The following is a 14,725-nucleotide window of genomic DNA, read 5'->3' on the forward strand; positions in this document are numbered from 1 at the left end:
AAGAAAGGAGGAGCCTGCTTGAGGAAAAAAGTTGTGATCGTCGGCGGAGGCATCACTGGATTAACAGCAATGTATAACTTACAAAAAAATATGCATGAAAAAAACTTGCCGATTGATACATTACTTATAGAAGCATCGGGTAAACTTGGCGGAAAAATTCAAACCGTTCGAAAAGATGGATTTACAATTGAGCGCGGACCAGATTCTTTCTTAGCACGAAAAGAAAGTGCAGCTAGATTAGTGAAAGAATTAGGTCTTGGCGATGAACTTGTAAATAATCAACCCGGTCAATCATTTATCCTTGTAAACAATCGGTTACATAAAATGCCGAATGGATCAATGATGGGAATTCCAACGCAAATTACGCCGTTTCTATTTTCCGGGCTGTTCTCCCCAATTGGTAAACTAAGAGCTGGCTTTGATCTATTAATGCCGAGGTCAAAGCCAGTATCTGACCAATCACTCGGACAATTTTTCAGACATCGTCTTGGAAACGAAGTGGTTGAAAACTTAATAGAGCCGTTACTATCGGGTATTTATGCAGGGGATATTGATGAAATGAGCTTAATGTCAACATTCCCGCAAATGTATCAAATTGAGCAGAAACATCGCAGTATTTCACTCGGTATGCGTACGCTCGCTCCGAAAGAAGAGAAAGCTGAACCGAAAAAGGGAATGTTCCAAACAGTGAAAACAGGTTTAGAATCTATCGTAAAATCTCTCGAAGCAAAGATGCATGAAGGTACGATAATAAAGGGAACTCGCATTGAAAAAGTTGCGAAACAGGGTGATGGTTATACGATTACTCTTAGTAACGGAAAAGAAATAGAAGCGGACGCCATCGTAGTGGCAACTTCGCATAAAGTATTGCCATCCATGTTTGCTCAGTACAAGCAGTTTCGTTTCTTCCGTAATATTCCAGCCACATCCGTTGCGAATGTGGCACTTGCTTTCCAAAAGTCTGCAATCCAGCGCGATATTAATGGTACAGGATTTGTCGTATCACGAAATAGCGATTACACCATTACAGCATGTACGTGGACGCATAAAAAATGGCCACATACAACGCCAGAAGGAAAAACACTCCTTCGCTGTTACGTTGGACGTGCTGGTGATGAAGCGGTTGTAGAACAAACTGAAGAAGAACTCGTTCAGCTCGTACTAGAAGATTTAAGGAAGACGATGGATATTACAGAGGATCCAGAGTTTACAATCGTAAGTCGCTGGAAAGAAGCGATGCCTCAATATACAGTGGGCCATAACGAGCGAATGAAAAAGCTCACAACATTTATGGAGAAAGAGTTGCCAGGTATATACTTGGCAGGTAGCTCCTATGCTGGTGCTGGACTTCCAGACTGTATGAATCAAGGTGAGGAAGCTGCAAAGCGTGTATTATCTCATTTGGAGAAAGTAATAGATGCTGAATTAATCGCACAATAAATTATAAGAAACGCCTTCAATCATATTGAAGGCGTTTCGTTTATTATATAAAATACTTATTCGCCAATAAACATATATAAGTTATTTGGCTTTATAACAGCATCTCCTGCATAAATAACCCACTCTGTTAAGTTATCAAAATCTAAATGATAACTATTTCCTTCACTCATATCTTCTATAAAATATGGTTCATTAATGAGTATTCCTTGAATGAAATCTTCCGTAATGTTTTGCATTTCAAACCACATATGTTCACTTTTTCCTTCTTCGTAGGAGACACCAAACTTAGCAAGGAAACGAAAATCTTCATTTGATTGTTCAATATGAAAAATGTTGCTGAAATACCCGAAAGTATTTTTCGCATTGTAAGCCATACGAGCCGTTTCACTATTTGTTTTATAGAACATGAGCCCTGTAGCTTCCTCGTGTTCTTTGAAAAAACTTTCAATATATTCTTCTGAAGTATTAAATTTGAATAAGAGAACGGATGGAGATTGATGGTATTCATCTCGGGCATCCATTCCGCCTAAGAATGTATTTTGTGCATCTATTGGTTGTAGTTTCACTTCTTCATCCTCGATTGAAGATAATTGGTCCATACTCGTTTTATGCCCTATATAAGATAATCCTTTTTCCCACGGAACAGCGACTGTATGTATAGAACCTTGCTGACTATGCGCGATAACGATAGGCTCATTCATAGGGACTTGTCCATTCTCAACGGCATTATTAGCAAATGTTTGAAAGAGATCGCCAATGCCGTAGTAGGAAGAAATGCGATTTGGAATAATTAACTCTATTTCAGTTACGCCTGCTCTTAAAAGACCATGTGTATGAAACCAATATTGCGTAGGCTCATCATCTTTATCGTCTTCATAAACAGAATGAATAACGTACAAGTCAGGAATGTCAGGTAATAATTCATTTTCAACGTGATATTCAATATAGCTTCTAGATATCACTTTCATTGCTGCACTTGAATCGATTACAAATAACAAATCTGGGGCGAGATTCCATAAAAACTGTAACTGCTGGAAAAAGCAGTCCAGTACATCGCCTACAAATAGCGTACGAGTGAAAATTTCAGTGCCGAAAGCCACATCTTCAAAATTACGATCTACAATTGTAGAATCTTGTCTATTGTACATTTTATATTCTTCTGGGTCGTTCGCCTCATCAATATGCAGTTCATACGGTATGACTGTTTCACCCATATGTAATTCAACAATAAGGCTTGTCTCATCACTATAAACAATTTTTAACTCATCAACTTTAGTAGCGATAATTTCTAGTCGGTGTTTTAACTGCTCAATTGTAATTCTAGTTGGTATAACAGCAATCATATCTGAAAAATGACGTTCTAATGTTCCATTCATAGCTGCGCGGTATGTTTCTGTTTGCACTTCCATCCAATCACTCCTATTCAAATGAATCCATTTTACATGCCAATCAAATGTCGATATTTTCTGTTTTCTCTCCCTAACATTATAGAGTGCATTTGTAGAAGGTGTAAAATTATTATTTTGTATTATAGTTTGAAAGCTTGTAAATTAAATAAATCTTTTGTAAAATTTGTCGAAAAATAGTTCTATATAACGAATCATTTGTTATGATAGAAATGCTGAGAAAATATGAAATAGGGAGAGGAAAATGGCTGTGAAGAAATTGTTAAGCGTCTTTTTATCATTCTTGCTATTGCTTTCATTTACTGGAACTTTAGCGCAAGCAGAAGAAACTGCTTCTATGTCAGTAGAAAAAGCAATTCAAGTATTTAAGCAGCAAGGGAAAACGAAGGGGATTGTGGAAGGCTATATTGTCGGATATACGCAAAGTTCTTCTAAATATACGAAGGATCCAGCTAAGTTTGATGATACAAACGTAGCAATTGCAGATTCGCCAAACGAAACGAATCCAGACAAAATCATGCCCGTTCAGTTGCCAAAAGGTGATGTGAGAACGGCAGTGAATGTAAAAGATCACCCTGAAAATATCGGGAAGAAAGTTAGTTTGACTGGGACTCTTGAATTATATTTTAGTAACCCAGGTCTAAAATCAGTAACAGCTTATAAGTTTCAAGGTGAAGGACAAAACCGTGTTAGCGATGTAGTAGCTTCACCGAACGGCGGAGAAGTTGCTAAAGGAACAGCGGTAACATTAACGACGAATACAGAAGGTGCAACAATTTACTATACGTTAGATGGCTCTAATCCTACTAATAAAAGTGTTCGTTATAATGGACAGATTATAGTGAATGAAAATAGTGTAGTGAAAGCAATCGCAGAAAAAGAAGGACTTACTTCTTCAGCAATTTCGACATTTTCATTTATTATCGTAAATAATGAACAGGTTCGTATTCATGACATTCAAGGAAAATCACATATGTCTCCTTACAACGGGAAGAAAGTAAACAATGTGGAAGGCGTTGTCACAGCGCTTGATAAAAATGGTTTTTATATAGAAGATAATCAGCCAGATAATGATCCAGCTACTTCAGAAGGTATGTACGTATATAAAAAAGATGCGAATGTAGCAGTAGGAGATCTTATTCAAGTTGATGGAGTAGTAGAAGAATATGTTGGACCAGGCTATGCAGAGCGATTTGAAACAGACTTAACGACGACAGAAATTAAGGCGAGTCGCGTTGCTGTAATCGCAAAAGATCAATCTTTGCCGGCACCGATTGTACTTGGGGAAAACGGTGTGAAAATCCCAGACCAGATTATTGATAATGATGCATTTAGTTTATTTGATCCAAATGAAGATGCAATCGACCTCTATGAAAGTATAGAAGGTATGCGTGTTACGATGCCAACACCAAAAATTATTACACCTCAGAAAAACGGAAATTTATATGTAACAGTAAAAAATGGTGGAGATAAAATAGTAACACAATATGGCACACCTCTATTAGATGAAAATCAATTAAACCCAGAGCGCCTTTCTGTAAAAGTACCTCGCGATTATGTAGCAAAAGTAGGAGATACTTTCACTGGAGATATAACAGGGGTAGTAGGATATGATTACGGTTCTTTCCGTATTTCGCCAATAACAGAACTGCCAGCTGTAGTGGATGGCGGATTTAAGCAAGTAGGCGCAAATATTCAGCCTCGTCTTGATAAGTTAACGGTTGCTACATATAACATTGAAAACTTCTCAGCGAATAAAAAAGAAACAACAGATGAAAAGGTAAAAGCGTTAGCGTATTCTATTAAATACAACTTAAAAATGCCAGATATTATCGGTGTAGAGGAAATGCAAGATAATAACGGATCAATTAATGACGGTACAACAGATGCGTCATTAAGCGCAAAACGTATCATTGATGCAGTTCTAGAAATTCGTGGACCGAAGTATGAGTATGTAGAAATCGCTCCAAACAATAATCAAGACGGAGGAGCACCAGGAGCGAATATTCGCGTCGGCTTCTTCTATAATCCATCACGCGTGAAATTAGCGACGGTACCAAAGTTACTTGATAAAAATGTTGTTCGTATTGGAGACGAAAATCCATTATTTGAAAGTACACGTAAACCGTTAGCGGCAGAATTTACGTTCCAAGGACAAAACATTGTTGTCGTTGCAAATCACTTAAACTCAAAACTAGGAGATGCAACGCCATTTGGAAAAGTGCAGCCGCTCGTATTAAGAAGTGAAGACAAACGAATTCAGTTAGCACAAGAGGTAAATCATTTCGTGCAAGGAATTCAGAAAAAGAATACGAATGCACCAGTTGTCGTGTTAGGTGATATGAACGATTTCGAATTCTCTAAACCACTAAAAACACTAGAGGGAACAATCTTAAAAGATATGTTAAACACAGTGCCAAAAGAGAATCGTTACACGTACATTCACGAAGGAAATGCACAAGTGTTAGATCATATTTTAGTAACAAATAATATCGCACCACACACAATTGTAGATCCAGTGCACTTAAACTCAAATATAATGAAAGAGCATGGACGTGTAAGCGACCATGACCCAGTACTTGCTCAAATTGATTTGAAGAAAGCTTCTTAAAGAAAGGAACGCTTAGGTGACTAAGCGTTCTTTTTTTGCATCGTTATAGAATAGTATAAAGAGATGATTCCTTTTTTTGTAATCTAATGATAAAATTGATTGAATATTTAGTTTTTTAATAAGGAGGACAACAATGCAGTTACAAATAAATGGAAAGGTAATGAATCAGTTTGCAATTTTTTTTAGTACGATCGTCATGCTTCAGTTTGTAGCTGATATAACAGGACTTACAAGCAATCTAGATATTACGTATAACTTAATACATACAGCAACTTCTTATATAACATTTAGTTTGGCGGTTATTTTCACTTTAATAGGTGCAAGAAGAGAATTAAGTAAATATGCAATTGTTTCATTATGTTTAGTAGTAGTGATTAAAGCGATTTATTTTGTAGCGGTTGTTATTTTATGGGGATTGGCTGGTACACCGTAAGTGAATAGTAAATAAAACCCTAATTTCCAATATAGTAAGGAAATTAGGGTTTTATTATACTTGAAACGCCTTTCTACACCGCTCTCTTTTTTGCAACCTTCTTCTATATTTTTTTCTATCACGTTTTACTCCTTGTATATACATGATTAAGCTAACGAGGAGGAAGAAGGCACATTGTATTGTCAAAATATATGGTGACATGCCATGCAGCGGCTGCCTTGGATCATATAAATGAATAGGTGCTCCGCCTATTGTAGGGAGTACCGTATTTAGCAGGACGTAAGGAATAGAGGTAGTTGCAAATGGAAATAGAAGCGCCATATAGTCCTTTTGGGACCATGCAGATGCAGCAAGTCCTAAAAGAGCCATCAAACCTGCAAATAAAAAATTAATTCCGATATATACAGCAATGTAAGTGATGGGAGAAGTTTCATATAAGTTTGCGAACATCCCGTTATCATTTATAATGCCTGAACCAGCCGTTGGTACTCCGTCTGGAATGGTTAATTTGCAAAATAATAACGATAAGATGAATGGAAATGTATAAAGAAGTCCGCCGCAAAAAAATGTAACGATATATTTCGTTACTGAATAAGAAAATAAAGAAATTTCTTTACTGACAAACGGTTTAAAACCATCGGACTTATCCGAGTTATAACTTGTACTAAAGGGAAGACTTGCAATAACTGGCATTAATAATAAATAAACATCCATTTCATTTCCACGAAATCCAATCCATTTAATATCCGTCGATATAGGTCCATTCGCAGCGTCTCCTAAATAACGAATTACATAATAATAATGATAAATACAAATAAGAACAAATCCACTAAACATAATAATTAAAGAAACACGATTACAAAAAGCTTGCTTTATATTTAAACGAAGCGCACGCATCATGACTGAAAAAGCCTCCACTATTTTGATAAACTTGTCTATTTTCTATATTACTATTAATTGTAAAGATTTTCTTGTTTTTTTATTTGATTATTTGAAAAAGAGGAATTTTGTTGTTGTGAAGTAAGGTTTAGCTGAAATTAATTTTTCTAAAATATGGTTGACAATTAAGTATTACATTTGTAATCTTAATTGTAGATTACAAATGTAATACTTAGGAGTGAAACATACGATGACAAATCAATTACCTAAAATATCTGAAGCGGAATTAGAAATTATGAAAGTACTTTGGTCGAGTTCTCCGCAAACAGCGAATGAAATTATAGAAGAACTGGAAGATGCAATGGACTGGAAACCGAAAACAATCCGCACATTAATTAATCGATTAGTACAAAAGGAAGCCGTTTCTTACCATCAAGATAAAGGGCGTATGTACGCTTATTATCCGTTAGTATCACAACATAATTATTTGCAAGTGGAAACGAAATCTTTACTAAAACGTTTTTGCGGTGCAGCGTTTAAGCCATTACTTGTTAATTTCTTAAAAGAGGAGAAATTATCTTCAGAAGATATTAATGAATTAAAACGCATTTTAGATGAGAAGACAGAGGAGAATAAGAGGAAGGATCGATAAAAATGATAAACACGCTTATAAATGTATACCTTCCTCATTTTTTTGATTGGCTTATAGAAACGTCACTTATGGCTAGCATATTAGTCGGATTTATTTTATGTATAAAAGTTCTATTTAGAAATAAATTACCCCCCCGGTGGCAATATATGCTGTGGATCGTATTAATGATAAGACTCCTTTTACCGTGGTCGCCAGATAGCTCTTATAGCATTTACTCATTACTTTCTTATAGTTCTAGCGTATCGGAAGTTATTCCAAAAAATATGCCGGCTACTGAGAATATAGTAAACATAGAAAGCGACCGTAAAGTGGAATTGGAATCAAATTCTAAAATGGTGACAAAAACTAGCGAACCGGAAGTAAAAGTCAGTTCGGAAAAACAGACTACATTTTCTTTATACCAACTTGCTTTGTATGTTTGGCTAGCTGGGGTAATCGTATTAGCAGTCATAACGTTTCTTACAAATAGACGTTTATATTCGTACATAAAGAAACAACCGGATATTACGGATGAACAGGTCGCTACAGTGTTTAATCGCTGTAAGCAATCTATGAAAATGAAGAAGGCAGTTTCATTACGTCTTGCAGGAAAGATTGCAAGTCCAACGGTTTTTAGTTTCTTTCGCCCGAAAGTATTACTATCAAAAAAACATATGAAAGTATTAAATGAACAACAATTACAATATGTCTTTTACCATGAGTTAGCTCATATTAAGAGAAACGATGTAGCTGTAAATTGGATTATGTACAGTTTAATCCTATTAAATTGGTTCAATCCGATTCTTTGGTACGCCTATTTTTGTATGCGAGAAGATCAAGAATTAGCCTGTGATGCATATGCACTTACTTTTATAGATAAAGAGGAACAAATTGCATACGGTCATACAATTATTACCCTTCTACAACACTATTCCTATCAAGTACCAAGCCTAGCAAATTTAAGTAGAAATAAACGAACACTAAAAAGGAGAATCATTATGATTAAAAAATTCCAAAAGAAATCGTATCGTCTTTCTTTACTTGGAGTGATTGCGATAGCAGCTATAGCAGGCGGATTTTTATTAAATGCAAGGATAACCGAGGGAGATGAAAGACAGAAGGAAAAGGTTGTAGAAAATAAGCAATCTAAAGCGGCATTTGAAAAAGCGATAGAAACAGTATATGGTACACCAGAGAATGCAAGTAGAGAATGGGGTATGTCGATAAAGTCATATAAAAGAGATACAGATCTTTTGTATTTGGCAGAAAAGAATTTTACAAAAAAAGAATTTGAACAATATGTCCAATTATTTAAAGAGGCTAGCGAAATTCAGAAACAAGCAATGGTTAAGAAAAATGTGCCTGAGAATTATGATGGAGATACAAAGGAAATTAATCTTGAACGTTTGAATAAAACTAATCAAGAAAAATTAGCTAGTATTCAGAAGAAATTAAACCCTTTTAATGATAAATTGCAGAAGTCTTTAACATATACTATAGAAGAAGCAAAAGAACATGTACCGTATCAAATTAAGGAGCCAACTTATATACCTGAAGGTTATGAATTAAAGAGAGAATGGGCTGATTCATATTTTGGAAGAGATGTAGAATTAGTTATTAAATCAGAATATACAAAAGGGAAATATGGTTTTACAATTTACCAGTCAAGGATGTATATGGATGGTAATGTTAATGGTGGTAAGGATCCACTACACTACATGATGCCTGGAGAAGAGAATCTAGAAAGTTATAGTTTAGACGGGAAAGAAATGGTATATAATAAATATTCTCAAGGAGAGAGTAAGTTAAAAGGACTCAAAATGTTTGTACCAGCACAAGGTAAGAATAGTGATTATCAAATTGTCATAGTAAATGATATTTTTACAAGAGATACAAAGATATACGAAGAGATAATTGATGATGATCTAACTAAGAAAGAGATGGAGAAAATATTACTTTCTATGTCAAAATAATAGACAGTGTTCTTAAAACTTTGGTTTTAAGAACACTGTCTATTTTATTAAGTTTCTAGTGGGATCTAGTCAGCAATTATTTACGAATATATTCTAGCTTTCCATACAAGTATACTTTTTGATAAACTATGGACAGTATGATATAACTTGACTGAAATTTTTTTATACTGGAAATAATAAAAAGAGAACTTGTATAGAATGTAAGCGTGTGGTAATATCAAAGATGTACTGATTGACTATATTATCCAATTGGTCATTTTTGGAGGTGACAATGTGGCGATAGATCGAAAACGTTCTATTATTGAAGCTGCAACAAAGTCTTTTTCAGCGTTCGGTTATAAAGCAACAACGATGGATCAAGTAGCGAAGTTAGCGAATGTAGGAAAAGGAACGATTTATACTTTTTTCAAAAATAAAGAAGAGCTATTTGGTGAAATTATTTCTAATTTAATTACAGAAATGAAGCAAGTTGCAGAAAGTGCAATTCGTTCAGATGTTTCATTTTTTGAAAATGTACATAGAGCATTATATAGCATCTTGGAATTTAGAAAAGAACATCAGCTTATGATTAAATTAATTCAAGAAGAGCGCGATATGGGAACGAAAGAAGTACAAGAAGTTATGCAACAAGTTGATGTGGAAATCGTTTCTGTTATTCAATCGTATTTAAAGATTGCGATTGAAAAAGGTGAAATTAGCAAATGTGATCCAGAAATTACAGCATTTATTATGCTTCGTCTATATGTATCGCTTATTTTTGATTGGGAAAAAAATCATGAACCGCTAGAAAAAGAAAAAATTGCAGAGTTATTTGAACTTTATTTACTAAAAGGATTGTCAAACTAAGATAATCCTTTTAATTTTATAAAAAATGACCAAATGAACAATATGGTCATATATTTAAGTTAAGGGGGGATATAGAAAAATTATAATCATAATGAGAAAAAGTTGCATAGTAATAAATTCGGGAATAAGGCATATGTATGAACAAGTATAGCCTTTTTGTTTGGGTAAAAATGACTATATGAACATTTTGGTCATTTTATAAAAGGGGGAGGAATTATGAAAGGGAATCAGTTACTTCGGAAAGAGTTCACGGAAATTATAAAAAGTAAAAAAATATTAATTCCAATTATTGCGGTCTTATTCGTACCGATTTTATATGCAGGGATGTTTTTGTGGGCCTTTTGGGATCCGTATAAACAGTTAGATGACTTACCAGTTGCAGTAGTCAATTTAGATAAAGGCGCAGTATTTGATGGGAAACCAATTGAGGTTGGAAAAGGGCTCGTTGATAATTTAAAAGATAATAAAAGTTTTAAATGGGAGTTCGTAAGTGAAAAAGAAGCGAAGAAAGGAATGGAAGGTAGAAAGTATTACATGTTAGTGCGCATTCCAGATGACTTCTCCAGTAACGCTACAACGTTACTAAAAGACAATCCAAAGCCATTAAACTTAGAGTACATTCCAAACGAAAGTTTAAACTTCTTATCTTCACAAATTGGAGGAACAGCCATTGAAAAGATTAAAACTGAAGTATCAAGCACGTTAACGAAAACATATGCAGAGAAAATGTTCGATTCTATTAAAGACGTCTCAAAAGGATTAGCAGATGGATCAGAAGGGGCAAGTAAACTACACGACGGATCAAGTGAATTGCATGATGGTTCAAGTAAAGTGACGGATGGCCTTCATACACTTCAAGGGAAGTCTGGGGAGATGAAGGATGGAGTTGGGAAACTATTTGATGGATCTGGGAAAGTGACAGCAGGTTTAAATACGTTAAATAGCAAAACCGGTGAAATGCAAATAGGTATCGGGAAATTAGTAGATGGGTCAGGAAAAGTAACAGATGGTTTACATGTATTAAATAGCAATGTAGGTATCGGAAAATTAGTAGATGGGTCAGGAAAAGTAACAGACGGTTTACATGCACTAAATAGCAATGCAGGTATCGGAAAATTAGTAGATGGGTCAGGAAAAGTAACAGATGGTTTACATGCACTAAATAGCAATACAGGTATCGGGAAATTAGTAGATGGATCAGGAAAAGTAACGAACGGTTTAAATACGTTAAATAGTAAAACAAGTGAGATGCAAACAGGTATCGGAAAATTAGTAGATGGGTCAGGAAAAGTAACAGACGGTTTAAATACGTTAAATAACAAAACGGGTGAAATGCAAAAAGGTATTGGCGAATTGCGTGATGGATCTGAGAAAGTGACCGGTGGTTTGAACAAGTTAGTAAGTAAATCCGGTGAATTAAAAACAGGAACAACTGATCTATCAAATGGTATGGAACAACTGGTTGGGGGACAAAAACAATTAGAGGTAGCTTCTCAAAAAATTGAAAAGGGTTTGCAAGATTTAAATAGTAAAGTGAAAAGTTCTGCTGCAGGTTTAGAGGAAATACAGTCGAAAGGCCCTTCTATATTGAATACAGTAAATGAGAAAATAGATGGAGCTGGGGCGAATGTAAATCAGTTAAATGAACTTACGCAATCAACAGCAGGAGATGCAAAAAATGCAGCGCAAGATGTAGCGAATTTACAAAAGCAAATCGAGAGTTTACCGAAAGAATATCAAGAGCAGTTACAACCATTTATAACAAGTGCTGTAAAAAGTACAGCTACAGTTCAACAAAAAGCTGCCGGAGTAGCAGGTGGAACAAATAAATTAAATGAAGAAGTAAAACAATTAAAAGGCGAAATAAATCAAAAAACAAGTGATGCACAAAACAAACTACCGAATACAGCGAAATTGGACTCTTTAACAGAGGGTATTGAGAAATTAGCCAGTGCACAAAAAGGATTTGTTGAAAATTTCCAAGGGTTTGGTAAAAATTTAAATGTAGCAAAAGAAGGCGCAAATAAATTTAAAAATGAATCCGGTCAATTAATTGATGCGATAAATCAATTAGCAGATGGCTCTGGTCAAGTAACAGGCGGTTTAGGAACATTATCTGCAGGAGCAAATCAAATGGCAGGTGGTGTACATCAATTAGCAGATGGCTCAAGTCAAGTAACAGGCGGTTTAGGAACATTGTCTGCAGAAGCAAACCAAATGGCAGGTGGAGTAAATCAATTAGCAGATGGCTCAAGCCAAGTAACAGGCGGTTTAGGAACATTATTAGCAGGGGTATCCAAATTAGCAGATGGTTCAAGCCAAGTAACAGGCGGTTTAGGAACATTATCTGTAGGGGTGTCCCAATTAGCAGATGGCTCCGGTCAAGTAACAGGCGGTTTAGGAACATTATCAGCAGGGGTATCCAAATTAGCAGATGGTTCAAGCCAAGTAACAGGCGGTTTAGGAACATTATCTGTAGGAGCAAATCAAATGGCAGGTGGAGTAAATCAATTAGCAGATGGCTCCGGTCAAGTAACAACAGGCTTAGGCACATTATCAAATGGCTCAACCCAGCTAATCGACGGAGTAAATAAACTAGCAGACGGATCAGGAAAAGTAACGGATGGTCTCGTAAAAGTAAACGATGGTTCAGGTGAACTTGCAGAGAAACTTGGCGAAGGAGCAGAAAAAACTGGTGAAGTAAAAGGGACGGATAAAACGTATGATATGTTTGCAAGTCCTGTAAAAGTGAAGACGGAGAAAATGGCGGAAGTTCCAAACTACGGAACTGGATTTACGCCGTACTTCTTATCACTCGGTTTATTCGTTGGGGCATTACTATTATCAATCGTATATCCATTACGTGATACAGTCGGCGTTCCGAAATCAGGGTTTAGTTGGTTTATTAGTAAGTTCGGCGTACTACTATCAGTTGGTATTATTCAAGCGATAGTAGCAGATGTTATATTACTGTTCGGATTGGGTGTAGAAGTACAAAGCATTCCATACTTCATACTCTTTAGTATCATTACAAGTTTAGCATTTATCGCATTAATTCAATGTTTAGTAACAGCATTCGGTGATGCAGGCCGTTTCATCGCCATCATCACATTAATTATTCAGCTTACAACGAGTGCCGGAACATTCCCACTAGAATTGATTCCGAAGTTTTTACAACCATTCAATGCTTGGTTACCGATGACATACTCTGTATCTGGATTGAAGGCAGTTGTATCAAGCGGAGACTTTAACTTCATGTGGCAAAACATTGGAATGCTCATGATCTTCATTGTTGTATTATCACTTGGAACAATCGCTTCATTAACTTGGATGCATAAACGACAATTTAGAAATATTGCTGAAAATCAATCGGTTGAAGCGTAAATAAGGAACATAAAAAAGGTACCGAAATGGTGCCTTTTTTATTGGTCTTTTTTTATCACGCTATTTGTGGGCAGTAAGGCTCCCACCTCAAAATTTGGCTAGAGAAAAGAAGTTAGGTGGGAGATAGACTGCCAATAAACGCCTGATTAGTGTGGGCTAATAATCAGTGAGGCTGAACAAAACACCTACTGATTAAAGTTTCACTTTATAGGCTGAGAAATTTCATTTGTTTTTCTATTTTTACGGAAGAAGTATATAGCAATACTTATAAGGATAATTGTAGCTACAATCCAAACAAATGGACCATATTTTTCAGCAAAAGTATATAGTTTCATGTTACTGGAAATGTCCTCTTTTGTTTTTCCTATTAGAATTTCAGAGCCACTATAACCTTCAAGTGTATCTCCTTTTTTATGCCAAAAATAAGAACGTCTGATTTGTTTTCTATTCCGGTGTATCGGTATCCTTTACCTTTAATTGTTAATTGGGTATCATCCTTTTTTAGTGAATAGTCTTCGGCAGAAATATCTTTGCCTGACAGTGTAATTGGTTCCATTGAGAAGCGGATTTCTTTTAATGCAGGAAGAGTCTCATTGTTTAGTAAGAGTTGCTTTGCAATATGCTGCTCAGTATTAATGTTTATCCAATTTGCTTTTCGTCGTTTATATGTATTAATTTCAAGGAGTGCGAATTCTTTATTTTGAAGTTTTTCCTCTGTAATAGGTTGCGCGGTAGTTAATGTTCCTTTTAATAAAATCACACCGTCTTTTGCAGATTGAAAGGAAGTGGTTTCCTTTGTTTTCTTTAATGTATTGATAGTCCCTTTATAATCCTCTTTTCCTAAAAGAACAGCTCCTGTATGTACGGTTAAAATAAGATATAGGATGCTGAATACGATAATAGCTTTTTTCACTATTTCCCCTCCAAAGTATGTATAATTAAATTATAACATAATTTACCATAATGAATTTATTAATTTGAATAAAAAGTTACAGACGTAAAAGTAATAAATACATTAAGAGAAGTGTAGATGAGAGGAGTAAAAATGAAAAAGAAATACAGTTGTAAGAAAGTTGTACAACTGTACTTAAAGTGGATAAAATATTTTCTTCATAATGTAAT

Annotated in this window: 9 protein-coding genes and 1 pseudogene; 7 read left to right on the plus strand and 3 right to left on the minus strand. The window is 35.3% G+C overall.

Going from position 1 to position 14,725, the window contains the following annotated elements; translation table 11 throughout:
- Positions 1-18 precede the first annotated feature (18 nt).
- On the plus strand, positions 19-1,440 hold the full coding sequence (gene hemY, locus ACTL4X_RS05530) for a protoporphyrinogen oxidase (RefSeq protein ID WP_086401904.1): 1,422 nt from the start codon (positions 19-21) through the stop codon (positions 1,438-1,440).
- 56 nt (positions 1,441-1,496) lie between these two features.
- Here hemY and ACTL4X_RS05535 read toward each other — a convergent pair whose 3' ends face one another.
- Complete coding sequence (locus ACTL4X_RS05535) at positions 1,497-2,849, minus strand: DUF4026 domain-containing protein (RefSeq protein WP_098214473.1); 1,353 nt, start codon at positions 2,847-2,849, stop codon at positions 1,497-1,499.
- Positions 2,850-3,090: 241 nt separating this feature from the next.
- On the opposite strand from ACTL4X_RS05535, the gene ACTL4X_RS05540 reads away from it, so the two are divergent.
- A complete protein-coding gene (locus ACTL4X_RS05540) occupies positions 3,091-5,457 on the plus strand; it encodes a DUF6359 domain-containing protein (protein WP_098214472.1) in 2,367 nt (788 codons plus the stop codon).
- A 133-nt stretch (positions 5,458-5,590) separates the two neighbouring features.
- Complete coding sequence (locus ACTL4X_RS05545; protein WP_001176852.1) at positions 5,591-5,890, plus strand: hypothetical protein; 300 nt, start codon at positions 5,591-5,593, stop codon at positions 5,888-5,890.
- A 54-nt stretch (positions 5,891-5,944) separates the two neighbouring features.
- Here ACTL4X_RS05545 and ACTL4X_RS05550 read toward each other — a convergent pair whose 3' ends face one another.
- The gene (locus ACTL4X_RS05550; protein ID WP_000984146.1) at positions 5,945-6,790 is read right to left on the minus strand and encodes a membrane protein; all 846 of its coding nucleotides are present in this window, start codon (positions 6,788-6,790) and stop codon (positions 5,945-5,947) included.
- A gap of 229 nt (positions 6,791-7,019) precedes the next feature.
- Between ACTL4X_RS05550 and ACTL4X_RS05555 the strand changes: the two genes are divergently transcribed.
- From ACTL4X_RS05555 to ACTL4X_RS05570, 4 genes are all read left to right on the plus strand, one after another.
- Positions 7,020-7,421, plus strand: coding sequence for a BlaI/MecI/CopY family transcriptional regulator (locus tag ACTL4X_RS05555; protein WP_000184510.1), 402 nt, complete (start codon positions 7,020-7,022; stop codon positions 7,419-7,421).
- A 2-nt stretch (positions 7,422-7,423) separates the two neighbouring features.
- On the plus strand, positions 7,424-9,373 hold the full coding sequence (locus ACTL4X_RS05560; RefSeq protein ID WP_086401901.1) for a M56 family metallopeptidase: 1,950 nt from the start codon (positions 7,424-7,426) through the stop codon (positions 9,371-9,373).
- Positions 9,374-9,646: 273 nt separating this feature from the next.
- Positions 9,647-10,219 (plus strand): TetR/AcrR family transcriptional regulator, encoded by a 573-nt coding sequence (locus ACTL4X_RS05565; protein WP_000963381.1) that lies wholly within the window; start codon positions 9,647-9,649, stop codon positions 10,217-10,219.
- Between the two features lie 216 nt (positions 10,220-10,435).
- Positions 10,436-13,603, plus strand: a complete 3,168-nt coding sequence (locus ACTL4X_RS05570) for a YhgE/Pip domain-containing protein (protein ID WP_086401900.1) — start codon at positions 10,436-10,438, stop codon at positions 13,601-13,603.
- 200 nt (positions 13,604-13,803) lie between these two features.
- Here ACTL4X_RS05570 and ACTL4X_RS05575 read toward each other — a convergent pair.
- Positions 13,804-14,516, minus strand: a pseudogene (locus ACTL4X_RS05575) (hypothetical protein).
- Positions 14,517-14,725 lie beyond the last annotated feature (209 nt).

Source organism: Bacillus sp. RE35, assembly GCF_052146655.1.
GTDB classification, from domain to species: Bacteria; Bacillota; Bacilli; order Bacillales; family Bacillaceae_G; genus Bacillus_A; species Bacillus_A cereus.